This is a genomic window from Borrelia recurrentis A1, assembly GCF_000019705.1.
GTDB lineage: Bacteria > Spirochaetota > Spirochaetia > Borreliales > Borreliaceae > Borrelia > Borrelia duttonii.
In genome coordinates, this window is record NC_011244.1 from 194,392 (window position 1) to 217,213 (window position 22,822).

At 26.4% G+C, this 22,822-nt stretch carries 23 protein-coding genes and 1 tRNA gene; 14 read left to right on the top strand and 10 right to left on the bottom strand.

Translation table 11 applies throughout. From position 1 onward, the window contains the following. Positions 1 to 16 precede the first annotated feature (16 nt). The 4 genes from flgK to csrA are packed head-to-tail and all read left to right on the top strand — an operon-like array spanning position 17 to position 3,811. A complete protein-coding gene (gene flgK, locus BRE_RS00915) occupies positions 17 to 1,900 on the top strand; it encodes a flagellar hook-associated protein FlgK (protein ID WP_012538716.1) in 1,884 nt (627 codons plus the stop codon). 3 nt (positions 1,901 to 1,903) lie between these two features. Next, on the top strand, positions 1,904 to 3,178 hold the full coding sequence (locus tag BRE_RS00920) for a flagellar hook-associated protein 3 (RefSeq protein ID WP_012538717.1): 1,275 nt from the start codon (positions 1,904 to 1,906) through the stop codon (positions 3,176 to 3,178). Between the two features lies 1 nt (position 3,179). Beyond that, entirely contained in the window at positions 3,180 to 3,572 is a 393-nt protein-coding gene (gene fliW, locus BRE_RS00925; RefSeq protein ID WP_012537950.1) for a flagellar assembly protein FliW, read from the top strand. A gap of 2 nt (positions 3,573 to 3,574) precedes the next feature. After that, on the top strand, positions 3,575 to 3,811 hold the full coding sequence (gene csrA / locus BRE_RS00930; protein WP_012537951.1) for a carbon storage regulator CsrA: 237 nt from the start codon (positions 3,575 to 3,577) through the stop codon (positions 3,809 to 3,811). Here the strand turns inward: csrA and BRE_RS00935 are convergent. From BRE_RS00935 to infC, 6 genes are all read right to left on the bottom strand, one after another. Further along, positions 3,796 to 4,485 (bottom strand): tRNA threonylcarbamoyladenosine biosynthesis protein TsaB, encoded by a 690-nt coding sequence (locus BRE_RS00935; protein ID WP_012538718.1) that lies wholly within the window; start codon positions 4,483 to 4,485, stop codon positions 3,796 to 3,798. The two genes, csrA and BRE_RS00935, sit on opposite strands and share 16 nt — an antisense overlap. Next, a complete protein-coding gene (tsaE, locus tag BRE_RS00940; RefSeq protein ID WP_012538719.1) occupies positions 4,439 to 4,867 on the bottom strand; it encodes a tRNA (adenosine(37)-N6)-threonylcarbamoyltransferase complex ATPase subunit type 1 TsaE in 429 nt (142 codons plus the stop codon). The genes BRE_RS00935 and tsaE overlap by 47 nt, the downstream gene beginning before the upstream one ends. Continuing rightward, positions 4,864 to 5,124: a hypothetical protein gene (locus BRE_RS00945; RefSeq protein WP_038366737.1), complete on the bottom strand. Its 261-nt coding sequence runs from the start codon at positions 5,122 to 5,124 to the stop codon at positions 4,864 to 4,866. Before BRE_RS00945 ends, tsaE begins: the two co-directional genes overlap by 4 nt. 204 nt (positions 5,125 to 5,328) lie before the next feature. Beyond that, positions 5,329 to 5,676: a 50S ribosomal protein L20 gene (rplT, locus tag BRE_RS00950; protein WP_012537955.1), complete on the bottom strand. Its 348-nt coding sequence runs from the start codon at positions 5,674 to 5,676 to the stop codon at positions 5,329 to 5,331. Between the two features lie 20 nt (positions 5,677 to 5,696). Continuing rightward, entirely contained in the window at positions 5,697 to 5,894 is a 198-nt protein-coding gene (rpmI, locus tag BRE_RS00955; RefSeq protein WP_012537956.1) for a 50S ribosomal protein L35, read from the bottom strand. Between the two features lie 22 nt (positions 5,895 to 5,916). Next, positions 5,917 to 6,477 (bottom strand): translation initiation factor IF-3, encoded by a 561-nt coding sequence (gene infC, locus BRE_RS00960; RefSeq protein ID WP_012537957.1) that lies wholly within the window; start codon positions 6,475 to 6,477, stop codon positions 5,917 to 5,919. Positions 6,478 to 6,654: 177 nt separating this feature from the next. On the opposite strand from infC, the gene BRE_RS05965 reads away from it, so the two are divergent. Together BRE_RS05965 and BRE_RS00965 are read left to right on the top strand one after the other, a co-directional pair. Then, the gene (locus tag BRE_RS05965) at positions 6,655 to 7,317 is read left to right on the top strand and encodes a hypothetical protein (RefSeq protein ID WP_012538720.1); all 663 of its coding nucleotides are present in this window, start codon (positions 6,655 to 6,657) and stop codon (positions 7,315 to 7,317) included. Beyond that, positions 7,317 to 8,063, top strand: coding sequence for a hypothetical protein (locus BRE_RS00965; protein WP_012538721.1), 747 nt, complete (start codon positions 7,317 to 7,319; stop codon positions 8,061 to 8,063). Before BRE_RS05965 ends, BRE_RS00965 begins: the two co-directional genes overlap by 1 nt. A 92-nt stretch (positions 8,064 to 8,155) precedes the next feature. Here BRE_RS00965 and BRE_RS00970 read toward each other — a convergent pair whose 3' ends face one another. Next, positions 8,156 to 8,953, bottom strand: a complete 798-nt coding sequence (locus tag BRE_RS00970) for a TatD family hydrolase (RefSeq protein ID WP_012538722.1) — start codon at positions 8,951 to 8,953, stop codon at positions 8,156 to 8,158. Then, on the bottom strand, positions 8,950 to 10,092 hold the full coding sequence (locus BRE_RS00975) for a tetratricopeptide repeat protein (protein ID WP_012538723.1): 1,143 nt from the start codon (positions 10,090 to 10,092) through the stop codon (positions 8,950 to 8,952). The genes BRE_RS00970 and BRE_RS00975 overlap by 4 nt, the downstream gene beginning before the upstream one ends. A gap of 304 nt (positions 10,093 to 10,396) precedes the next feature. Here BRE_RS00975 and prfA point away from each other — a divergent pair, with 304 nt between their 5' ends. The 4 genes from prfA to BRE_RS00995 are packed head-to-tail and all read left to right on the top strand — an operon-like array spanning position 10,397 to position 16,534. Then, the gene (prfA, locus tag BRE_RS00980) at positions 10,397 to 11,470 is read left to right on the top strand and encodes a peptide chain release factor 1 (protein ID WP_041178090.1); all 1,074 of its coding nucleotides are present in this window, start codon (positions 10,397 to 10,399) and stop codon (positions 11,468 to 11,470) included. Positions 11,471 to 11,480: 10 nt separating this feature from the next. Further along, the gene (gene prmC, locus BRE_RS00985; RefSeq protein ID WP_012538725.1) at positions 11,481 to 12,314 is read left to right on the top strand and encodes a peptide chain release factor N(5)-glutamine methyltransferase; all 834 of its coding nucleotides are present in this window, start codon (positions 11,481 to 11,483) and stop codon (positions 12,312 to 12,314) included. Then, positions 12,298 to 14,301 carry a RelA/SpoT family protein gene (locus BRE_RS00990; RefSeq protein WP_012538726.1) on the top strand — a complete coding sequence of 668 codons (2,004 nt, stop codon included), beginning with the start codon at positions 12,298 to 12,300 and terminating at the stop codon, positions 14,299 to 14,301. Before prmC ends, BRE_RS00990 begins: the two co-directional genes overlap by 17 nt. Beyond that, the gene (locus BRE_RS00995) at positions 14,291 to 16,534 is read left to right on the top strand and encodes a ligand-binding sensor domain-containing protein (RefSeq protein WP_012538727.1); all 2,244 of its coding nucleotides are present in this window, start codon (positions 14,291 to 14,293) and stop codon (positions 16,532 to 16,534) included. The genes BRE_RS00990 and BRE_RS00995 overlap by 11 nt, the downstream gene beginning before the upstream one ends. On the opposite strand, the gene BRE_RS01000 is transcribed toward BRE_RS00995, so the two are convergent. After that, entirely contained in the window at positions 16,531 to 17,625 is a 1,095-nt protein-coding gene (locus tag BRE_RS01000; RefSeq protein ID WP_012538728.1) for a D-alanine--D-alanine ligase, read from the bottom strand. The two genes, BRE_RS00995 and BRE_RS01000, sit on opposite strands and share 4 nt — an antisense overlap. Before the next feature lie 4 nt (positions 17,626 to 17,629). After that, positions 17,630 to 19,150 carry a UDP-N-acetylmuramoyl-L-alanyl-D-glutamate--2,6-diaminopimelate ligase gene (locus tag BRE_RS01005; protein ID WP_041178091.1) on the bottom strand — a complete coding sequence of 507 codons (1,521 nt, stop codon included), beginning with the start codon at positions 19,148 to 19,150 and terminating at the stop codon, positions 17,630 to 17,632. Positions 19,151 to 19,300: 150 nt separating this feature from the next. Here BRE_RS01005 and BRE_RS01010 point away from each other — a divergent pair. The 4 genes from BRE_RS01010 to hflC all read left to right on the top strand — a co-directional run bounded on the left by BRE_RS01010 (position 19,301) and on the right by hflC (position 22,732). Continuing rightward, a tRNA-Cys gene (locus BRE_RS01010) sits at positions 19,301 to 19,373 on the top strand. An 88-nt stretch (positions 19,374 to 19,461) separates the two neighbouring features. Then, positions 19,462 to 20,703 (top strand): hemolysin family protein, encoded by a 1,242-nt coding sequence (locus BRE_RS01015; protein ID WP_012537968.1) that lies wholly within the window; start codon positions 19,462 to 19,464, stop codon positions 20,701 to 20,703. 124 nt (positions 20,704 to 20,827) lie between these two features. Further along, a complete protein-coding gene (gene hflK, locus BRE_RS01020) occupies positions 20,828 to 21,760 on the top strand; it encodes an FtsH protease activity modulator HflK (protein WP_012538730.1) in 933 nt (310 codons plus the stop codon). Continuing rightward, positions 21,761 to 22,732, top strand: coding sequence for a protease modulator HflC (hflC, locus tag BRE_RS01025; RefSeq protein WP_012538731.1), 972 nt, complete (start codon positions 21,761 to 21,763; stop codon positions 22,730 to 22,732). Positions 22,733 to 22,822 lie beyond the last annotated feature (90 nt).

Here is a 22,822-nt window from a genome sequence, read left to right on the forward strand (position 1 = left end):
AATCAAGGAGTGTAAAATGGATTCAACATTTTCAGGAATAGAAATTGGAAAAAAAAGTTTATTTGCACACAAAGATGCTATGAACACAGTTGGACATAATTTAACTAATGCAACAAAGCCAGGATACTCAAGGCAAAGAATTATAATGAAAACCGAAATGCCAATATATGCTCCTCAATTAAATAGAGCAAATAAAGCTGGGCAATTAGGACAAGGAATAATGGTTCAATCTATAGAACGAATAAGAGACGAATTATTGGACATAAAAATAGCCGAAGAATCACATCACCTTGGATATTGGAACTTAAAAGATAGATTTATTTCTCTGCTAGAAAATGTATATAACGAACCAGAAGAACAATCAATGAGAAAAAGATTAAACGATTTTTGGGCAAGTTGGCAGGATTTATCAAAACAACCACAAGGATTAGCAGAAAGAAATATTATATTAGAACGTGGACAAGCTTTTGTAGAAGTAATAACAAGCAGATTTCATTCTCTTGAACGAATATACACAATGGCAAATGACGAAATCAAAATCACTACTGAAGAGATTAATAATTATCTCAGAAATATCAGTGATCTCAATAAACAAATAGCAAAAGCAATCGCAATGAAAGGTCATCCAAATGATTTAATGGATGAACGAGATTTAATAATTGATAAACTAAGCAATTTAATTAGTATCTCTATAGAAAATAAAAGGGATCCTAATGAATTTTTAATTCATATAGAAGGAAAACATCTAATTCAAGGTACAATAGCAAACGAACTTATATTAGAAGCAGCAAATGGTCCCACAAAGACAAAATGGAATATTTTGTGGAATAATCGAGAAACTGCCAATATCAATACAGGAAAACTAGGAGCTCTTATTAATATAAGGGATAATGAAATTAAAAATGAAATTAATGAATTAGACAATATAGCAATCAATATTGCAGAACTTGTAAATGAGGTTCACATATCAGGATATGGCCTTGACAAACAAAATGGAAGAATCTTCTTTGAACAAGAATACAAATTAACTGACGATCGTGGAAGATATGATAGCAATGGAGATGGACAATTTGATTCTGTTCATATATTTAAAGTAAATAGTACAAATGAAATTTCCCCAAAAGAAAAATTAGGATTTGCAGGAATACTCAGATTTCAAGCAATAAATAAAAATGATTTTATAGAAATACCATATAATGCAACAGATACTGTTAAAGATGTAATAGATAAAATAAACAATTCCGATGCACAAGTCACTGCAAGAATTAATGAAAACAAAAAATTTGAAATTAAGGCAGTTAAAGAAGAAGATAAAGACAGTACCATTTTTAGAATCAAACATATTGAAGATTCTGGATTATTCTTAACAAATTATACGGGTATATTAAATGCATCAGGAATTGAAGGTGCTTATAACTATCAAAACATTAATACCACTGACCAATTAACAAACACAACTAGATATTCAATATCTCCTCTAAAAAATCCATCAGCATGGATTAGAATATCTAAAGTAATTGCAGAAGATCCATCAAAAATTGCATCGGGTATTCAAACCCCAACAAATAATACTCCTATTGGTGACAATAAAGCAGCATTACGTATTGCATCTTTTGTTAATTCACAAATCATGATTGAGAAAAACTCAACACTCAACGACTATTTTGTAAATACAGCTTCAAATATTGCAATAAAAGGACAAATTGCAGAAATTACAAAAAATAGTCAAGAACAAATACTTAAAAATTTAACCGATTTAAGATTATCAATATCTGGTGTAAATAAAGATGAAGAATTAGCAAATATGATAGAATTTCAACAATCATTTATTGCTGCAAGTAAATTCATCAATATTTCTGCAGAATTAATAGACACAATAATAAACAAAATGGGAGTATAATATATGATCAACAGAGTAAGTCATCCTTTAACATATGATAACTTAAAATCATCTTCAACAAACAAAGAAGTAAAAATAACAAAACTTTTAGAAAGTTTATACCAAGGTGGTAAACGAATTACAAACCTGAGAAACGATCCAACCGGTGTCACTCATTCAATAAGATTAGACAGTAACATATTTAAACTTAATACCTATTCTCATAATATCAACAATGCTAGGGGCAAATTAAGATATGTAGAAGGATACTTGCAATCCCTATCTAATATTTTAACCCGAGCAAAAGAAATAGCTATTAAAGGAGCAAATGGTACATATGGTACTGATGATAAAAAAATAATAGCAAAAGAAATAAATGCAATACTTGAAGATGTCCTTGCAATAGCAAATGCAAAAGGAGCAGACGGATATAGCATGTTTGCAGGAACGAAAGTCGATGCTGAAGCATTCAAAGCAACTAGAGCAAAGAAAATTAATAAATTAACTCAAGATAGAGCAGAAACTCAAATAATAAAAATAGACTATAATGGAAATCAATCAGAACAAACAACCGAAATATGTAATGGAATTTATATCTCAACAAACTACCCTGGAAGTGAGCTATTTTTTTCACAAAATCAATATATAACATCATCAAAAAATGTTGATAATTTCGTTGTACAAGAAAACACAAAAATTTATATTGATAATGTTGAAATAGTATTAACAGCAGGAGATACTGCTGCTGACATTATCGCCAAAATCAATGAATCATCTGCTCCAGTGGAAGCCTCTCTTGACAATATATTAAATTCAATAATAATTAACACAACAACACCTCATCAAATGTGGATAACAGAAGAAGAAGGGTCAACAGTACTAACAGATCTTGGTATTTTAAATCAAAATAACGATTCCAAAGAACCCCCTTACAACATAGCAAACAACGCTGAGATTAGAAATAGAACAATTTTTGATAGTTTAATCGACCTAAGAGATAATTTAGAAGAAAATAGAGAAGGACTTATAGGAAGTAGAAATTTAGCAGAAATCGATGAAAGTTTAAGTAAAATTTTATCAACATTAGCTGATCTTGGGACTAAAGAAAACAGACTTGAAGTAAGTTATGCAAGACTTAGCAAAGAAATAATGGATATGAAAGATGATATGGTACAATATACCGATCTTGATGTTACAAAAGCAATCACAGATCTTAACATGACAAGTCTTGCTTATCAAGTATCTTTAGGAGTTTCTGCAAGAATAATGCAAACAACATTATTAGATTTCTTAAAATAAAATGAAAAACAAATTTAGTATAAAAGTTAAATTTCCTGAAGGAATATTGGGATTTGAAGATATTAAAGAATTTATAATTAAAGACTCTGCACATAAGCCATTCTCTATAATGCAATCAATAAATGGAGAAATAAATTTTTTAGTAACATCCCCATTTAACTTTTTAGAAAAATATTTACCAAACATAGAAAACAAGGATTGGTTAGACATCCAAGCAGAAAATGAAAACGAAAAGGTAATACTATGTATCATCAACATGCATGTAAAGAATTATAAAGAAATAACTGCAAACCTCAAAGCTCCAATTATATTAAATAAAAAAAAATTAATTGGAAAACAAGCCATCTCTACTAATGAAGAACATTATCTTAGATATAGAGTCTTTAAGGAATAAATATGTTAGTACTATCAAGAAAAGCAAATGAAAGCATTAAAATAGACTCTAATATCGAAATTTCAATATTAGAAATAAAAAAAGATAGTGTAAAAATAGCAATAAAAGCCCCAGAAAACATTAAAATACTTAGATCTGAAATCTACGATATCATTAAGGAAGAAAATAAAAAATCAATATTACAAGATAAAAATAATATACATAAAATTAAAAAATTATTTGATTATTTTAGCAAATAAAAATTAATTTCAGCATCACTAGGTCTTACATAACAAGGTCCTGATAAAATATCATCACCCTGTCTACTATTGAGGTACTTTGCCTTACCAAGATCAGTCAAAACTGCACCAAAAGCACACATATCATCAATAACTCTAAACCTACTTTTAAATTTTTCATAAATAAAATCAATGTCATTACCCACAATAACAAATTTACAGTCAAGTTCATTCAAATATTTCAACAAGTCTATTTCAGAAAAACAAACAATATTACCACACAATTTAAAATCTCTATAATGCCCAAGAAAATATCTACCTGCAGTAAAACTTAAAACTAGAATATCCGACTCTGTATGAAACAATCTTACACAAACATCAAAGGTAGGAATATTAACAAAAGGAATTGAAAGTCCTAAGGAAAGACCCTTAATAAAACTTAAACTAATTCTTAATCCCGTAAAAGAACCAGGCCCAGAAGAATTAATAAGTAAATCAAGATTACCAAGATCAATATTTTTATCTAATATAAAATCATTAAATAATTTGGGCACATTAAAAACATTATTGACTTCATTCTTTTTCATAATAAAAAACAAAATTTCTTCATTAATTTGAAAATAAATCAATAAATTTTTATATGAATATTCAATTGCAAGAGTATTCATTATCAAATTCCAAAATCCTACTATCATCTTTAATTTTAAATTTTAAAAATCTCAATCTGTCTTTAGGTAAAATATCAACAACCATATCTGGCCATTCAATAGCTATTATAGATGACATATCCAATAAAAGTTCCATTCCACCAATAAGCTCAAATTCATCTAAAAGATGTAAACGATACAAATCAATATGATAAAATCTAAAATTTGCAAATTCATAAACATTAATAATGTTATAAGTCGGACTTACAAAAGAAGAAATCCCAAGATTTAAAGCCAAACCTTTTAAAAAAGTCGTCTTCCCAACACCTATCTCACCATAAAGAGCCAATATTTTACCAATAGGTAAAGGATTAAAAAAAGACTTAGAAAAAGTTATCATCTCATCTTCTCTTTTAAAAGATAATATCAAGGAAGTTCACCTTTTGTATTAAGTTCAATGACATGCCTTTTAATTGCAACCATTAAACTTAAAACAGGATAATTGAGAGGCTCCAAAAACTCAATAGTAACATGTTTCTCATTTAAAGGTGTTACTTCTATTATAAATTTTACATGTTTAACTTCCTTAAGACCATTATATTCATAAAAAGCATCAGCAAAATACACACTTCTATAATATATGTGACTACATTCTTTTTTTATATTAGCAAGAGAAATGAATTTCACAATACCAGCCCTTTTAAATAAATCCCAAGAAGCCAACATAGAAATATTTTATTTAGCGCTATTTTCAAAGATGGGATTTTCATTCTTAACTTTTAGTGTGCTCTATAGCAACTATCCGTAAAAAAATACTTAAACCCCCCAAAGTTTAGTGAGATGTCGCAAAAAATAACTCTAATCCCTATAATTAAACTTCCCAGGAAACTATTAATTTTTTATTTCATAAACAATTTTTTTAAAACTTTCAATATCTTCAATTGCCAAATTAGATAAGATTTTTCTATTAAGCTTAATATTAAGTTTTCGCAAACCCTCAAAAAATCTTGAATAATTTATTCCCATACCCGTCAAAGCAGCAGAAATTCTTACAATCCACAAACTTCTTAAATCTCTTTTACGAGTCTTTCTATCTCTTGTCGCATACATCATACCCTTACGAAGAGTATCTTTAGCTTTCTTATAATTACTTTTTTTAGTACCCCAAAAACCTTTGGTTTTCTTTAAAATTCTTTTTCGTCTTGCAACATGAACTATTCCATTTTTCACTCTAGCCATATAATCTCCTAAAACAACATTTAAACATAAGGCAATAAGGTTTTAATTCTCTTAACTTCAACATTTGAAACCAAACCTGACTTACCTAAATTGCGCTTTCTCTTTGCAGATTTCTTTGTTAAAATATGTCTTAAATTTTGCTTTTTATATTTAACTTTACCCTTTGAAGTAAAAGCATATCTTTTTCTTGCACTTTTGCATGTCTTCATTTTTGGCATTTATACTACATCTCCTTATCAATTACTTCCTAGATTTAGGTGCAATAATTAAGAACATTGTCTTCCCTTCCATCTTAGCTGGCGATTCTAAAACATAATTAGAATCACCTACGCGTTCAAGAATGCTCTCTAAAATCCCATATCCTAAATGAGTATGAGCAAGTTCTCGTCCTCTAAATCTTATAGTAACTTTTACCTTATTTCCTTCTTTGAGGAATCCTAAAATATTTTTATACTTAAAATCAAGATCATGAGTATCTATTTTGGGTTGCATCCTAACTTCTTTAAGTTTAATTATCTTCTGATTTTTTCTTTGCTCTTTTTGACGCTTTTCCTGATGAAACTTGTACTTTCCATAATCAATTATTTTACAAACAGGAGGCAATGCATTTGGCGAAATTTCAACCAAATCAAGCTCAACATCTCTAGCACATTTAATAGCATCTTCAATTGGCAAAACAGATTGAGTACCATCATTAAAAATAACCCTAACTTCACGAGCCTTAATTCTATGATTAATTCTCAATTCTTTATCACCTGACCTCGACCTATCTCTATCCTTACCGGAATTTCTATTTATCATCTAAAAATACATACTCCTCAAACAGTATTAATCAATAACTAATTTTAATATACCTTCCATAAAAAGTAAATTCGAACACAGATCTATTAAATACAATAACAAAAGAATTACCACAAAATTCTAAAAAATACAAATTCAATTGATTAATAAATAATTTAAAAGTAAAATCTACTTATTATGAATGTATTTTTAATCGTAAGTTTACCTTTGGTCCTTAAAATATACATGCAAATAAAACATCCTCAATTAAAATTGATAAAACAAACCTACACATATGCAATGTCAATATTGCTTGCAGCAACTATTTTTTCTTCATTATATCTGATAGAAGAATTCATACTATATAAAAATTTGCTCATAAACTATCAAACAAAATTTGACTTAATATATTCAATATTCATTAAAGAACAAATTTACTACTATATCTTTCCATTATTCATATTCACATTTTTCTTCACATTAAACCCAAATTCATTATTAAGAAACAATCCAATATTTTTAATATATTTTGCATTTGGACTTGTTTTTTCTAAAAATATTTCTCTCCTCATAACAAACAGCAAAGTTTTTGGTACATACGAATATATTAAAATACCATTGATACATATGTTAGAACTAATATTCACAGCAATTATATGTGAAAAAGGAATACGACTACATTTAACACAAAATATAAATGGGTATCAAGCAATTTTTATTCCTATCTTAACCCTAGAAATAATTATCACACTTTTAAAAGTATTTATTTTAATTAACCAACAAATATACTCTCTAGCTATATCACTAATATTATTAGGAATAACAATCTTAAACAAAAAAGCTATTGGAAGTATAAAATAATGTTACATAAAATAAATATTTTACTTATCACAATAATCTTAATCTCATATCTCAGCTGCACAAAAGATAAAATTACAGACAAAGATTTTAGCTATGTCATAATTTTTTCAAATGCAACAGAATATTTTTTTAAAATCAAAAATACCCCATTTATCCAAGAAAATATACTATTTATAAATGAAAAAGATATCGAAAATATTAAGGAAAAACTAAACAATATCGAAAAAATACTACTTACACATAAGCTAAATAACGAAATACTAAATACTGAACAAATAAAAAACAAAACCTTCTATCTCTCAGAAATTAAATTCTCATTAAAAAAAGCAATAAATTCTATATTTAATGATCCTTCAATAGATCTAACAACTTCATTAATCATAAGAGATCATACAATAAATCAAGAAGATTCCAAATATTTAGAAAAAATTGCACAAGATCATAATATAAATATTACTACCATAGACGATAAAAATATTTCTCACATAAAAAACTTAATTACCCCAAAAATAACAAAAGCAATCATATTTTCAATGAGAAACAACCACATTTTTTTAAAAAAATTATCAGAATCATCATTATTTAAACAAATAGAATTCATATTGATTGGCAATATAAAACAAGACATAAAAGAAGTGAATGTAAAATACATAATCAGCATTAATATACCCAATTTAATTGAAATAATAAAAAATATCAACAAAAATTTTCAATATGAATTTAATATTTATAAAACAACAAAATAAATTTAACAATAAATGAATTTTAAATCAAAATAAAATAATAATTACAAATTTAACAATAAAAAATTTATAACAATAATAAAAGAAAATTATTCTTAAATCAAATCTTTAAATAAATCCTTAAAATTATTATAAAAAGTAGATACAATTTTTTCTATATCACAATTTTTAATTTTAGCAATCTCAATACATGTATATCCCAAAAAAAGTGGAGTATTAATCTTGCCTCTCAAAGGAACTGGTGCTAAAAACGGACTATCTGTCTCAATTAAAATATCTTCAATATTTAACTTCTTTAAAACCATTCTTAAAAGATCTGAATTTTTGAAAGTTAAATTACCTGCAAAAGATACCTTAAATCCAAGATCAATAAATTTTTTAGCATAATCATAAGTACCAGAATAACAATGCAATATTCCTCTATGCATAAAATTAGACGATTTAACAATATTATAAATATCATCATAAGCTTCTCTCACATGCAAGATAACAGGCTTTTGATATTTACTAGCTAAATCTAACTGAATCCCTAAAACCTCAATTTGTTCATTTTTATTATTTGCCTTAAGGTAATCAAGTCCAACTTCACCAATAGCAATAACATTTTCTGTCATTAAAATCTTTTCAATCAATTCAAAATCACTATTTGAAGCTTTATTTAAAGGATGAATTCCAACTGTTAATGCAATATTAGAATAAGTATCTAAAAATTGTTTCCTTTCATAAAAATCACTAGGATGAAGTCCAATATCAATAAAATAAGAAAAGCCACTTTTAAAACATTCACTAATAACATAATGAATGTCTACAGAATGTTTCTTCATTTCATTAAAATGAACATGAGTATCTATTAATTTTTCTAAAAAAATAGCTCTATTAAAATCAACTTTCATGCATCCATCTTTTTTTTAAGATTAGTAATATAGTCAATAATGGTAACATTCTTCATGCCAAGTTGCAAGAAACTCGATAAAATACCAATAGCATCTTCAATCTGACCTAAAGCTTCATAACATTCAGCAACATTTACATACAATATTGAATTTTTAGGATTAGTTTTTATTAAATTTTTAATAGCTATCAATGCTTCTTCATATTGCCCCTGTTCTTTTTGAAGTAATGCAAGACCAAGTATAGCAAACATATCGAAATCAACATCAAGTGCTTTCTTATAATAAATTTGTGCATTTTCATAATCTTTCAAATATCTATATGTATCCCCCACCCTTGTTAAAACTAAATTATTTTTTGGATCTCTATCTATGATTGTAAGCCAATATTTTAAAGCCTCAGCATACTCTTTGCTTCCTCTATAGCAATCAGCAAGTCCAAAAATAGCATAAAAGTTATTTGGAGAAATTTCCAAAGCTCTCTTAAAAAAATAAATGCCTTTACTAAATTCTTTCAATTTTCTATAACAATTTCCAATTGAAGTTAATAGACGAACATCTATCTTAACTTGATTTATTTCATACATCTTAAGCCAATATTTTAAAGCTTCTTTATATTCTTTAAAGTCATAATACAAATGTCCAATACCCACAAGTGCATAATCATTATCAGGTACAAGCTCTAAGACTCTTAAATATGATTGTCTTGATTTTTGAAAATTTTTTAATTTTCTATAAGAAGACGCAACTCTTGTAAGAACCGTAATATTTTTAGAATCATATTTTAAATATTCTTCCCATACGTCTGTGGCCTTCTTATAATCTCCCAAACTTCTATAACAATCTCCCAACCCAAAAAGAGCATAATTATTATTTGAATGTTTGGCAAGGCATTTTTGATAATAAATTATAGCTTTATCAAAGTTACGCTTCTTTCTTTCAATGTCTCCAAGTCCAACAAGAGCATAATTATTATCATCATCCTTTTGTAAGATATCATTAAACAATGATTCTGCTTCAAAAAGTCTCTCTTCCTTTATTAACTGATAACCCCTTTTGGATTTTTCAGTAACATCAAGAAGCTCTTTATCAGAATTTTGCGAGATATCTTCAAAATCATCTAAAAGTTTATTGTCTAACATAAATAACCCCTTCTTAACTGGTTTATTAAAGACATAACATATTTCATATATACTACTACTTAAAAAACATATAACTTATTTACTATATAAACATACCAAGACATTTAATAAAATAAATCTTTAACATCCAATCTCAATAAACATATTATATAAAAAATTAAAAAAATATACTTAATTTTTTATGGTTAAACTTATTTATCAAAATTGTACCTAGAGAACCTATTAGATAAAATTTATAAATCAATATATTAAAAAAATTCAAAATTAGGATAAAATATTTACTACTTGATTAGGAGAAATGAAAATGTTTTTAGAAAAATTAAATCCCATTGAAAAAAAAATTAAAATACTCGAAGAAAAATTACAAGACGTAAATTTAATTAAAAATCAAAAAGAATATTCAAAAATAATAAAAGAATATAATTATCTAGAAAAAATCAAGGAAAAGAAAGATGAATATCAACACATACTAAATCAAATTAATGAAAATCAAAAAATTTTATCTGAAGAAGATAATTTAGAAATGAAAGATTTAATTAAGCAAGAAATAGCTCACTTATATTCTAAAAAAGATGAGATAGAAAATACAATTAAAATATTACTACTACATCAAGATGAAAATGACGATAAAAATATTATTATAGAAATCAGAGCTGGAACAGGAGGAGAAGAAGCTGCTCTTTTTGCACATAATCTTTATGAAATGTATACAAAATATTCTGAAAAGAAAAAGTGGAAAACAGAACTTATTAATTTTAACAAAACAGAACTTGGTGGATTTAAAGAAGTAAGTTTTGAAATAAAAGGCAAAGATGTATTTAAAAAATTAAAACATGAAAGTGGAGTACATAGAGTGCAAAGAATACCCATAACAGAATCTAATGGCAAACTTCAAACTTCAGCAGCAACCGTTGCCGTACTACCTGAGGTTGAAGACACCGATATAGAAATTAATGACAAAGACTTAAGAACAGATGTCTACAGATCTTCTGGAGCTGGTGGTCAACATGTCAATACAACAGATTCTGCTGTTAGAATCACACATTTACCTACAGGAATTGTGGCACAATGTCAAAATGAAAGAAGTCAGCATAAAAATAAAGAACAGGCTATGAAAATTTTAAGAGCCAGACTTTATGAATTGGAAAACCTAAAGAAACAAGAACAACGTTCAAATGATAGAAAACAACAAGTAGGCTCGGGTGACAGATCCGAAAGAATTAGAACTTACAATTTTCCACAAAATAGAGTAACAGATCATAGGGCAAATATTAGTCTTTATAAACTAGAAGAAATTATGCAAGGAGAACTTGACTCCCTTCTAAATACATTAGCACTTAAATTTCAAGAACAATCACTAAAAAATAGTCAGTTATAATTTTATTTTAATGACAATACAAGAAGTAATAAAAAATGCAAAGAAATATAATTTAAGCACTATTGAAATTCTACTACTACTTGAAAAAATACTAAATATTAATAAAGAACTAATCTTTGCAAATACAAATAAAAATCTAACACAACAAGAAGAATATAAATTGTTTTCTCAAATAAAAAATATAAAATCAGGAATCCCCATACACTATATACTTGGAACAAAAGAATTTATGGGAATCAAATTCTATATAAACAAACACGTACTAATTCCTAGAGATGATACAGAATGTTTAGTAGAAGAAGCCTTGATTCAAATAAAAAAAAACAATTTAAGTAAAATTCTAGATTTATGTTGTGGAAGTGGATGTATTGGATTAACAATTGCATATTATCTTAAACAAAAAGTAACACTAGCCGATATTTCGGCGCAAGCTTTAAAAGTATCATTAAAAAATACACAAAGACTAAATTTAACAAATCATATAGAAATAAAACGTTCAAATCTGTTAAAATACATAGGTAAAAAGTTTGAGCTAATAATAACTAATCCTCCTTACTTAACTAAAGATGAACTTAGAATAAAGGAAAAATTAGCAAAAGAACCAAGAATAGCACTCTTAGGATTTGGACAAGATGGACTTAAAATTGCAAAAAAAATAATCAAACAGGCAAAATACAAATTAACTAAAAATGGACTCTTAATATTAGAAATGGCTCCGTGGCAAAAAAAATCTCTAGAAAAGTTTGCAATACAAGAAGGTTTCACATATTTAAAAACTATATATGATATTGAAAATCGAGAAAGAGCATTACTTTTAAGGATAAAACATGATACAAGTCTATGAAATTGCATACTTACTTAAAATAAATGATATTGATAAATTAAAAAATATTTTTAAAAAAACTGTAGATAATACTTATCAAGATGACATTCAAAAAAAATTAATATTTAAATCTCTTGAAATATCAGAGCAATTACACTACGGACAATATAGAGAGAGCAAAGAACCATATGTAATTCACCCAATAATGGTTGCACTATTTCTTATAAAATTTCAGTTGGATTTTAAAACAATAATAGCTGGTTTACTACATGATGTTTTAGAAGACACAAGTGTTCAAAAAGAAGAAATCATTAAAGAATTTGATCAAGAAGTTTTCAGTTTAATTGATGGGGTAACCAAAATTCATGATTTGCACAATAAAACAAGAGCAATCAAAGAAGCAAATACAATCTCAAAAATGTTTTTTGCAATGACTCATGACATTAGAATAATAATAATAAAACTTGCAGATAAATTACATAACATGGCAACGCTTTCTCACTTACCTAAAAATCGAAGAGAAAGAATTGCAAGAGATTGTCTTGCAACTTACGTACCAATTGCAGAAAGACTTGGTATCTCATCTCTTAAAATATATCTTGAAGATTTATCATTAAAATATCTTTATCCAAAAGAATATAAAGAAATAAAAAATTTTTTATCCGCAACAAAAATAGAAAGAGAAAAAAAATTATATAAAGGAAAATTAATAATAGAAAAAGAACTCAAAAAAATTGGAATTGACGTCACAATCACAGTGCGTTCAAAACATTTTTACTCAATATTTAGAAAAATGAAAACAAGAAATAACAATATTTCTCAAATTTTTGATACTTTGGGAATAAGAATAATTTGCAAGAAACAAAAAGAATGTTACGAAATACTAGAAATCGTACATAAAGTTTGGAAACCAATACCTGGAAGACTTAAAGACTATATAGCCATTCCTAAAGAAAATAAATATCAATCTCTACATACAACTGTCAGAATACCTGAAGATAATCAATTAATCGAAATACAAATTAGAACAGAAGAAATGGATAAAATTGCAAAATATGGTGTTGCTGCCCACTGGCTTTATAAAGAAAAAGTTGAATTAAAAGCTGATGACATATCATTTATCAATCGAATTAAAAAATGGCAACAAGAATCGGCCAATAAAAATCAATACTCAATGCACGATATACATAAGGAACTTCTAAATACATTTATATATGTCTATACACCAGAAGGAGAAATAGTCGAACTTCCATTTGGTTCAAACTCAATTGACTTTGCATATACAATACATACAGATATTGGAGATCAAGCACTTTATGCAAAAATCAATGGCAAAATTAGTTCATTAACCAAACCATTAAAAAACGAACAAATTGTTGAAATATTCACATCTGAAGAAGCAAAACCTGATGTAATTTGGTTAAATAGCGTTAGAACAAAAAAAGCACGTTCAAAAATTAGATCTTGGCTTAATAAAAATGACAATACAATATTTGTAGACAATAACATAATTGCATATTTGATTGGAGAAAATAAAGAACAAAAAAGACTATTTAGTCTATTTAAATCTCTAACAAAATCTAAACTCAAAAGCATTACAACAGCTTCTGATTGTAACCCATTAACAGGTGAAGATATTATTGGTTTAATACAAAAAGATACAATCGTGGTTCATAAAGAAAATTGTAAAGAAATCACATATCAGAAAAAAAACCATCTTGTAGAAGTAGAATGGGAAGCAACACCAACAAGAAAAGTGTATCATATTATAATATTTTTAAAAAATTTAAAAGATCTCTTTAATTACCTAGATAATCTCTTTACAACATTTGATGTAAGACTTATTAGTGAAAAAATAGAAGACTGTGGAAATGAACACGGAATAATAAATATTATAATATTATCAAACCATAAAAATGTATCAATGATTTTTAATTCACTTAAAGAAAATCCTAATGTACTTCAAATAATGCAAGTGGAAGAAGACATAAAAAACTATGACAATTAAGATACTATTCTTAATTTTAATAAATATATCCATTTTACATAAAACAATAAACGCAGATGAAAGAAAACAATATAACGAACAAATAATAACACATATCACAAAAATCAATATGCTAAATAAATCTTTAGATAAAATAGAAAGAATAAAAAACACGTATAATTATATAAAAAAATACTTTATAGAAAATCAAATTCAATATAAAGAACATTCACTCCAAGAAATTGGATTTATTGGATACTCACATAAAGCAATTCACACAAAAATAAAAGGAAAAGAAAAAACCATTTATAACATAATTATACCAATAGAAACACAATACAAGTTAAAAAATAATCTAGCAATTGCCATTGCTATTACATTAATAAATAATTTCAAGAACAAAGAAATTAAAAACAGCATAAATATCTATTTTATAGAAGATGATTCACATAAACAAATATCAACAATAAATAGCAGATTATTATTAAACAGTAATACTTTTGAAAAAGATATAAATACAATATATTTAATGTTAAATGAAGATAAAAGAAACAACTTAATAGAATTTAAAAATCAATCAAATATAATAAACTCAAAAACAAATTTAAGTTTTTTAAAAAACTCCATAAAAACATTTGAAAATAATAAAGTAAATTTCAGCGTATCAAAAATAACAAATAAAAATATTAATGAAATATATAATTTATATCTAAAAGAAAAAATTCCAATTTTAATCATAAGCAACAATAGAGAACATTCTCTTTTAAAATATATAAAAGAAAATAATCCTTATGATATTTATAAAGCAATAGAAGAAACAATTAAAACTGAAAACAATATTCAAAATGAAGATACACTACACTATGTTATTATCAACACTATATTTAAAAAATGGATTATAAATGAAATTACACTTATCATAGCTATATATGCCACTTATAACTTTATTATATTAATAATGATTATAAGATTCAAAAAAACCAGCATCATACTAAGAAAAACAAAAGAGAATTATCATAAAATTATAAAACTATTTTCTATATTATTCTTAAGCTCATATCTTTCTATACTATTTACAAATAAAATGCTATTTGCATATGAAAATATTATAGATTATGATATTATAAATCCAGTATATTTGGTAAATTTTTTTCTAACCTTATTTAACTTCAATCTAATGTTCTACTTTGCATACAATTATAAAATACATCTAAACTTAAAAGAACTTAAATACTTAGCAATATCAACTTCCATAGTTGAGTTTATCATAGTGTTATATATCAAAATAGAATTTATTTTAATTACTATACTCAAGAATATATTAATACTAATGATTCCTAATAAAATAAAAATCTTAAAAAAATTAATAATAATATTCATTTGGGTAATAAATCTTATATTAATAACATCAATACAAACAACTTTAATGATATCAAGACCTATTGAACTAAGCTATTTTATAGCAATATCACTATTCTCAGCAATACTCGCCAATATTGTAGAACATTTAAAACACAAAACTACAACAATAAAACAAGAATTTCAAAAATCAGAAAAGATCGAATTTATAATTCTTCTCTTAATAATTGCCATCATCATAATTTCATACGACATAGAAAAAATTGCAACAATAAAAATATCCCAAACAATAAGCTTCCCAGAACATAAAAATGAAATTAATGTCAAATACTTACAAGACAACAAAAATACAATTCAACTCTCAATAAAAGATCTCAATTTAAAATTAGATAAAAATCAAACACAAATAAAAAAGGAAACCAAAATACAAGAAAAATTAATAGACGTATCTTTTCAAAAAATAGACGCAGCAGAGCGATCGATTTATACAATTAAAATCACCACAACAAAAATTGCAGAACAAATTCATTTGTACCTAGAAAATGCATCTGAACTCATTGTATATCAAAGTAATACACCATACAAAATAGTATCTAACAATATAATATTCACAGCAAATAATATCAAAAGCAATATAACAAACATAACCTTCACAATTAAGTGCAAAGAAGACATTAAATATAATGCTTTTGCCTACTTTGATACTAATAAAAATGAAGTCAAAATATACGATCAAAAAACAAAAAAAGAAATAAAAAATATCAATATAGATTATTCATACACAATCAAACATTCAGGAATACTTCCAAAATCATCAAAACAAGATTTAGACCCCTTTTTTAAACTTCAAAATGATAAAGAAATTGAAAAATTACAAAATTTAAATTTAAACTAACTCTCTAACCTAGTAAAATCAATTTTATCCTTACGCTTTTTATAACTCTCAAAAGCTAAAGTGATTAATTTATCAACCAAACTCTCATAACTAAGACCATCATGTTCACACATTTTAGCAAACATAGAAATATCTGTAAAACCTGGAATTGTATTTACTTCATTAACATAGAGTAAATTGGTATCTTTTGATATCAAAAAATCAATCCTTGCCATGCCTCTAAGTTCCAAATATTTATAAGTTAAAAATGCATATTCTTTAATATCTAATAAATGTTTCATATCAAGATGAGCAGGGATATTAAACACAATTGAATCTCCAGGAACAGTAGAATACTTAGCATCATAATCATAAAATATAAAATCCTGCACAACAATTTCACCGGGTGTAAATATTTTAATCTGATCATTTCCAATAACAGCACATTCAATTTCTCTTGCTTTAATAAATTTTTCTACAACAACTGTCAAATCATATTCAAAAGCTTCTTCAATATATTTTTCAATCTGAGAAACATTATATGCAACATTAATTCCAATTGAAGAACCTAATACAGAAGGCTTCACAATTACAGGATAATTTAATTTATTATTTATATCCTCTTTTATTCCCTCTTTATTTAAAATATAATCATCCTTTTTAAATCCAATAAAAGAGACTACAGGAATATTAAAACTTTTAAGCAAAACCTTACAGAAATATTTATTAATAGAAATAGCACTTCCTAAAATACCAGCACCAACACAAGGAATATCCATCATCTTTACAAATCCCTGAATAGCACCATCCTCACCTGTTCTTCCATGAATAATAGGAAATATAACATCTATCTCAAGAGATTTATTATTTACAAATATCCCACAACCAGGAATAAAATTAACAATAGAAGTAGTATGTCTTTTAATCAATTCAGCGCTACTGGGAACAGAATCTAACAAATACCAAATTCCAGTAACTTTATCAACAAAAATCGAAAATACATTATACTTATCAAGTTTCAAAAGAGATGAATAAATCCCATAAGCAGATCTAAGAGAAATTTCATGTTCAAAAGAAACTCCTCCAAATATTAACATAAGATTTTTTTTCATAACACTAACCCCTATTTCCCAAACTTAAAATAATATCTTTAATAACCGCTTGTTCATCCCAAAAAATACTTTTATCTTTATAGATTATTGAACTTTCATGTCCCTTTCCAAGAGTAACCACCAAATCGTCACTACATGCAATATTTATTGCTTTTTCAATTGCACATTTTCTATCAGGAATAAAAAACAAATCTCTATTTAAGGTTTTTGTCACAATTCCTTCCGCAATATCTCTAATTATTTGCATAGAATCCTCACCTCTTGGATCCTCATCACAAAGTATTATTACATCTGAATACTCATCTGCAATTTCTCCCTGCAACCTTCTCTTAAGAATATCTCTCTCCCCAGCAGAACCAAAAACAGAAATTAAACGCTTCTTTGCAAGTCGTTTAAATATAGGAAACATTTTAAGAAAAGCACCTGGGGTATGTGCATAATCAACAATTAAAGAAAAATCTTGGCCAAAATTAATATCTTGCATGCGTCCATAAAGACTCTCAATATTAATAAGCTTACAAATAAGTTTTGAAATATCAACATTCATAATTTGACTAACAACAATTAAGGCAGCCATAACATTTTCAACATTAAAACTACCCGTTAAATTAACTCTAGCAGCATATTTAGTTTTATTATGATAAAACTCAAATTCAGTAAAACCCATTTGTTCATTAATCTTACTTATAAAAAAATCAGCCTTTTCATTTTTCAAACTATAGGTATAAGTCCTATTAATAGAATTCATAAACACAGAAAAATGATTATCATCCATATTGATAATACCAAAACCACCATGAGAATTTGCAGAATAAAAAAGATTAAGCTTGGCTCTTAAATAATTCTGCATCGTACCATGAAATTCAAGATGTTCATGACTGATATTAGTCAAAACAGCAACAGAATATTCAATATCAAGAAGCCTTGATGTCCTATCATCAAGACCATGAGAAGTTGATTCAATAATAGCATATTCAACATTATTAGCAACCATTTTACTGAGAACTAAATGAATTTCTGTTGATTCTGGAGTAGACTGCCTATAGGGATTTTTCACTAAAGCACCACTTCCATCTTCAAGAAACACTGTTGAGATAAACCCAACTTTAGCACCCATAGACTTTAATAAAGTATAAATATAAAAACAAACAGAACTCTTACCATCAGTTCCTGTAACACCAATAATTTTAAGCTTTTTTGAGGGCTCATCATAAAAAACATGAGCAAAATTTGACATAAATCTTTTTATATTACAAGGATCAACTTTAATATACGTTACGTTGGAATCATAAAAATCAATATCATTAGTATGAACAATAACATTACTACCTCGTTGAATTGCTGATTCAATAAATTTTTGACCATTAAAATACAGCCCAGGAAGAGCAAAAAAAACGAAATTAAATGAAACACATCTTGAATCATATGCAAGTCCCAATATTTCCACTTCACAAGACCCTATAATTTTCTGTATCAAATTTTGATTTAATCTAAATAAAACATCATTAAGTACTTTTCTATTCATATTCATAAAGTTTACAAAAATAAAATTTATTTTTATATAAAAATTTCAAAAGAGAATAGCCAAAAAATCAATTATTATTTAAACTATAAAAGTAAAAAAAGACTGTTTACAATTCAAATATTTTTTTATAAACTAACTAATGTTTCATATGGCGCTGTACCCAAGTGGCTAAGGGAAAAGTCTGCAAAACTTTGATTCGCCGGTTCGAATCCGGTCGGCGCCTTGTAAACAAGGCTTAAAGGTCAATGTGTTTTTTATAAAGGCAAACAAAATTAAAGACAATGATTTTAAGATAAATTAAAATAATAACTATGTTAGAATTAATCATTATATTAATACTTATAATATTATCGGCAATTTTCTCAGCATCAGAAACAGCCTATACATCATTAAGCCTCATCCAACTTCAAGACATAAAGAAAAAAGGAAAATTAGGAACAGTAGTATACAATTTATCACAAAACCCATCAAAACTCGTCACAACAATTTTAATTGGCAATAATATTGCTAATATAACAGCAAGCACTCTGACAACAAAATTTGTTCTTGATAAATATGGCAATAATTCTCTTGCATTCTCAACTGGAATCATAACAATAATAGTACTCATCTGTTCAGAAATATTTCCTAAACAGATTGCAATCCTAAATAATGAGAGTATAGTCTTATATACCTCTATTTTTATTAAAACATTAACAATAATATTCACACCAGCAATATACATAATTAATGGAATAGTCAAAATTTTATTAAATCTATGCAAAATAACAACAAATCAAAAAATAACTAAAGATAGTATAAAAAACATGTTGTCTTTAGCAGAAAAATTAGGAATTTTAGAAAATGATGACAGAATATTCATGCAAAAAATGCTAAATATAGGAGAAGTTAGGGCATCTGAAATTATGACACATAGAACAGAAGTATTTTCGCTTTCAAGTACATCAAAATTAAAAGATAAAATTAAATTAATTAAAAAAGAAGGATATTCAAGAATTCCCATATATAAAGGCCAAAATAGAGAACAAATAATAGGAATCTTAATAACTAAAGATTTAATCGAAATAAGTAAAAAAAAACTTGAAAAAAATATTATTAAATTCATAAAACCTGCTGTTTTTGTACAGCAAAATAAAAGAATAAAAGACATATTAGACATCATGAGACAAAAACAAAAAATAATGGCAATTGTTATTGATGAGTACGGTGGATTTTCAGGAATACTCACAGTAGAAGACATAATGGAAAAAATTTTCGGTGCAATATTTGATGAATATGATTTCGAAGAGAAAAAACAACTCATTACTAAAAAAGACGATAACATTTACTTAATATCAGGAGAAACAACATTTGATGAAATTGAAGAAACAGTGGGAATTAAAATTCAACATAAAGACTACATTAATACAATGGGAGGATACATCATGGACTTACTTGACAAAATACCTACAAAAGGAGAACAGGTTAATACAGAACACGGAGAATATCTCATAGAAGAAATTCAAAACCATAAAATAAAAAAAATAACATTTAAAAAAATTCAAAAGGAATGAATATTTGGAAAAATTGTCTATTAAGTAAAGTTCAATGTAAACATAAAATACACCTTATAAAAAATATTAGGGGATTAATCATGAAATACATATTTTAAAATATAGTAATAAAAAGGGAGGAAAAATGTTAAATAACATCTTAAATTTTTTTAACAAAACATATGAATATACTATAATTCTAATTGTATTAGTAATAATATTAATAATCACCATTTCAAATGTTTTCATTGTTGGACCATCTGATGAAGCGGTCATTCTTCGTCTTGGTAAATTAAATAGAATACTTGAACCAGGAATACATATCAAAATTCCATTAATTGAAGAAAAATTAATTGTACCAATAAAGATCATACAAGAAGTTAAATTTGGGTTTAATGCAAACAACAATATGGTAATCAATCCAGATGAAGATGAAGAAATTATTATTACTGGAGACTTAAATATAATTAAGGTTGAATGGTTAGTGCAATATAAAATCAGTGATCCATATTCTTTTATGTTCAAAGTAGAAGATCCAGAAAAAACCATAACAGACATTGCAAAAGCATCAATGAACAGATTAATTGGAGACAATACTATTTTTGAAATCATTAACGATAATAGGGTTGGTGTCACAGAAGGAGTAAGAGATTCTATGAATGAAATTATTAAAACATATAATTTAGGAATCGATATTATACAGGTACAAATCAGAAATGCCATGCCACCAAAAGGAAAAGTTTATGAAGCATTTGAAGATGTTAATATTGCAATCCAAGATAAAAATAAATTTATAAATGAAGGGAAAAAAGAATTTAATCAAATTATCCCAAAAATCAGAGGTGAAGCACTCAAACTAATAGAAGAAGCTAAAGGATATAAAGAAAACAGAATAAATAGTGCATTAGCCGAAACTGCCATATTTAATGCAATTCTAGATGCATACATAAAAGATCCAGAAATTACAAGAGAGCGAATATATAACGAAACAATGAAAGAAATTCTTAAAAATAAAGACAATATTGAAATTATTGACAAAAACTTAAAAAATTTCCTTCCATTTAAGGAGGTTAAGTAAATGAAATATATACTAAAATTTTTACTCTATTTTGCTAAGATTTTAGCTTTTACATTAATATTCGGTTTAATATTATTAGCTATAACACAACCAATCTACATTTTAAAAGAAAATGAAATTTCGATAACTACAAGACTCGGTAAAATTGAAAGAACAGAAAATACAGCTGGTCTTAAATATAAAATTCCATTTATTGAAAATGTACACATTTTTCCTAAATACATACTTAGATGGGATGGAGAACCTCAAAGAATTCCAACAGGAGGAGAAGAAAAACAATTAATCTGGATAGATACAACTGCTAGATGGAAAATTGTAGACATTAATAAATTTTACACAGCAATTAAAACAATGTTTAGAGCTTCTATTATAATTAATGCAGCGATTGAACCTGCAGTAAGAAGTGTCATTGCAAAATATCCTTTACTTGAAATTATAAGAAGTTCAAATGATCCCATTCAACGCCTATCTGATGGAATATTAACCCCACAAGACATTACAAATAATACAACCTATAAAATCACAAAAGGTCGAAAAATAATTGAAAACGAAATAATTGAAGTATCTAATCAAAATACAAAAGATATTGGAATTGAAATTGTAGATGTACTTATTAGAAAAATTGGTTATGATCCAAGTTTAATTGATTCCGTATACAACAGAATGATTTCAGAAAGGCAACAAGTAGCAGAAGAACAAAGAAGTATAGGAATTGCTGAGAAAACAGAAATTCTTGGTAGTATTGAAAAAGAAAAACTAAAACTATTAAGTGAAGCAAGGGCCGAAGCTGCTAAAATTAAAGCTGAAGGAGATAGTAAAGCTGCACAGATTTATGCAAATGCCTACGGACAAAATACCGAATTTTATAAATTATGGCAATCACTAGAAAGTTATAAAATAACACTTAAAGATAAACGAAAAATATTTTCAACAGATATGGATTTTTTTAAATACTTACATCATACAAAATAAAAAATTGGTTTCAATTGGTTAAAAATCAAAAGATAAATAAATATCAACAAAACAAATTATAAAATGGGTATATACTATCGGTATTAAGAC

Coding starts and splice junctions, on each gene's coding strand:
- flgK (WP_012538716.1), top strand. CDS start 17: ATGGATTCAACATTTTCAGGAATAGAAATTGGAAAAAAAAGTTTATTT.
- BRE_RS00920 (WP_012538717.1), top strand. CDS start 1,904: ATGATCAACAGAGTAAGTCATCCTTTAACATATGATAACTTAAAATCA.
- fliW (WP_012537950.1), top strand. CDS start 3,180: ATGAAAAACAAATTTAGTATAAAAGTTAAATTTCCTGAAGGAATATTG.
- csrA (WP_012537951.1), top strand. CDS start 3,575: ATGTTAGTACTATCAAGAAAAGCAAATGAAAGCATTAAAATAGACTCT.
- BRE_RS00935 (WP_012538718.1), bottom strand. CDS start 4,485: ATGATAGTAGGATTTTGGAATTTGATAATGAATACTCTTGCAATTGAA.
- rplT (WP_012537955.1), bottom strand. CDS start 5,676: ATGGCTAGAGTGAAAAATGGAATAGTTCATGTTGCAAGACGAAAAAGA.
- rpmI (WP_012537956.1), bottom strand. CDS start 5,894: ATGCCAAAAATGAAGACATGCAAAAGTGCAAGAAAAAGATATGCTTTT.
- infC (WP_012537957.1), bottom strand. CDS start 6,477: ATGATAAATAGAAATTCCGGTAAGGATAGAGATAGGTCGAGGTCAGGT.
- BRE_RS05965 (WP_012538720.1), top strand. CDS start 6,655: ATGAATGTATTTTTAATCGTAAGTTTACCTTTGGTCCTTAAAATATAC.
- BRE_RS00965 (WP_012538721.1), top strand. CDS start 7,317: ATGTTACATAAAATAAATATTTTACTTATCACAATAATCTTAATCTCA.
- BRE_RS00970 (WP_012538722.1), bottom strand. CDS start 8,953: ATGAAAGTTGATTTTAATAGAGCTATTTTTTTAGAAAAATTAATAGAT.
- BRE_RS00975 (WP_012538723.1), bottom strand. CDS start 10,092: ATGTTAGACAATAAACTTTTAGATGATTTTGAAGATATCTCGCAAAAT.
- prfA (WP_041178090.1), top strand. CDS start 10,397: ATGTTTTTAGAAAAATTAAATCCCATTGAAAAAAAAATTAAAATACTC.
- prmC (WP_012538725.1), top strand. CDS start 11,481: ATGACAATACAAGAAGTAATAAAAAATGCAAAGAAATATAATTTAAGC.
- BRE_RS00990 (WP_012538726.1), top strand. CDS start 12,298: ATGATACAAGTCTATGAAATTGCATACTTACTTAAAATAAATGATATT.
- BRE_RS00995 (WP_012538727.1), top strand. CDS start 14,291: ATGACAATTAAGATACTATTCTTAATTTTAATAAATATATCCATTTTA.
- BRE_RS01000 (WP_012538728.1), bottom strand. CDS start 17,625: ATGAAAAAAAATCTTATGTTAATATTTGGAGGAGTTTCTTTTGAACAT.
- BRE_RS01005 (WP_041178091.1), bottom strand. CDS start 19,150: ATGAATAGAAAAGTACTTAATGATGTTTTATTTAGATTAAATCAAAAT.
- BRE_RS01015 (WP_012537968.1), top strand. CDS start 19,462: ATGTTAGAATTAATCATTATATTAATACTTATAATATTATCGGCAATT.
- hflK (WP_012538730.1), top strand. CDS start 20,828: ATGTTAAATAACATCTTAAATTTTTTTAACAAAACATATGAATATACT.
- hflC (WP_012538731.1), top strand. CDS start 21,761: ATGAAATATATACTAAAATTTTTACTCTATTTTGCTAAGATTTTAGCT.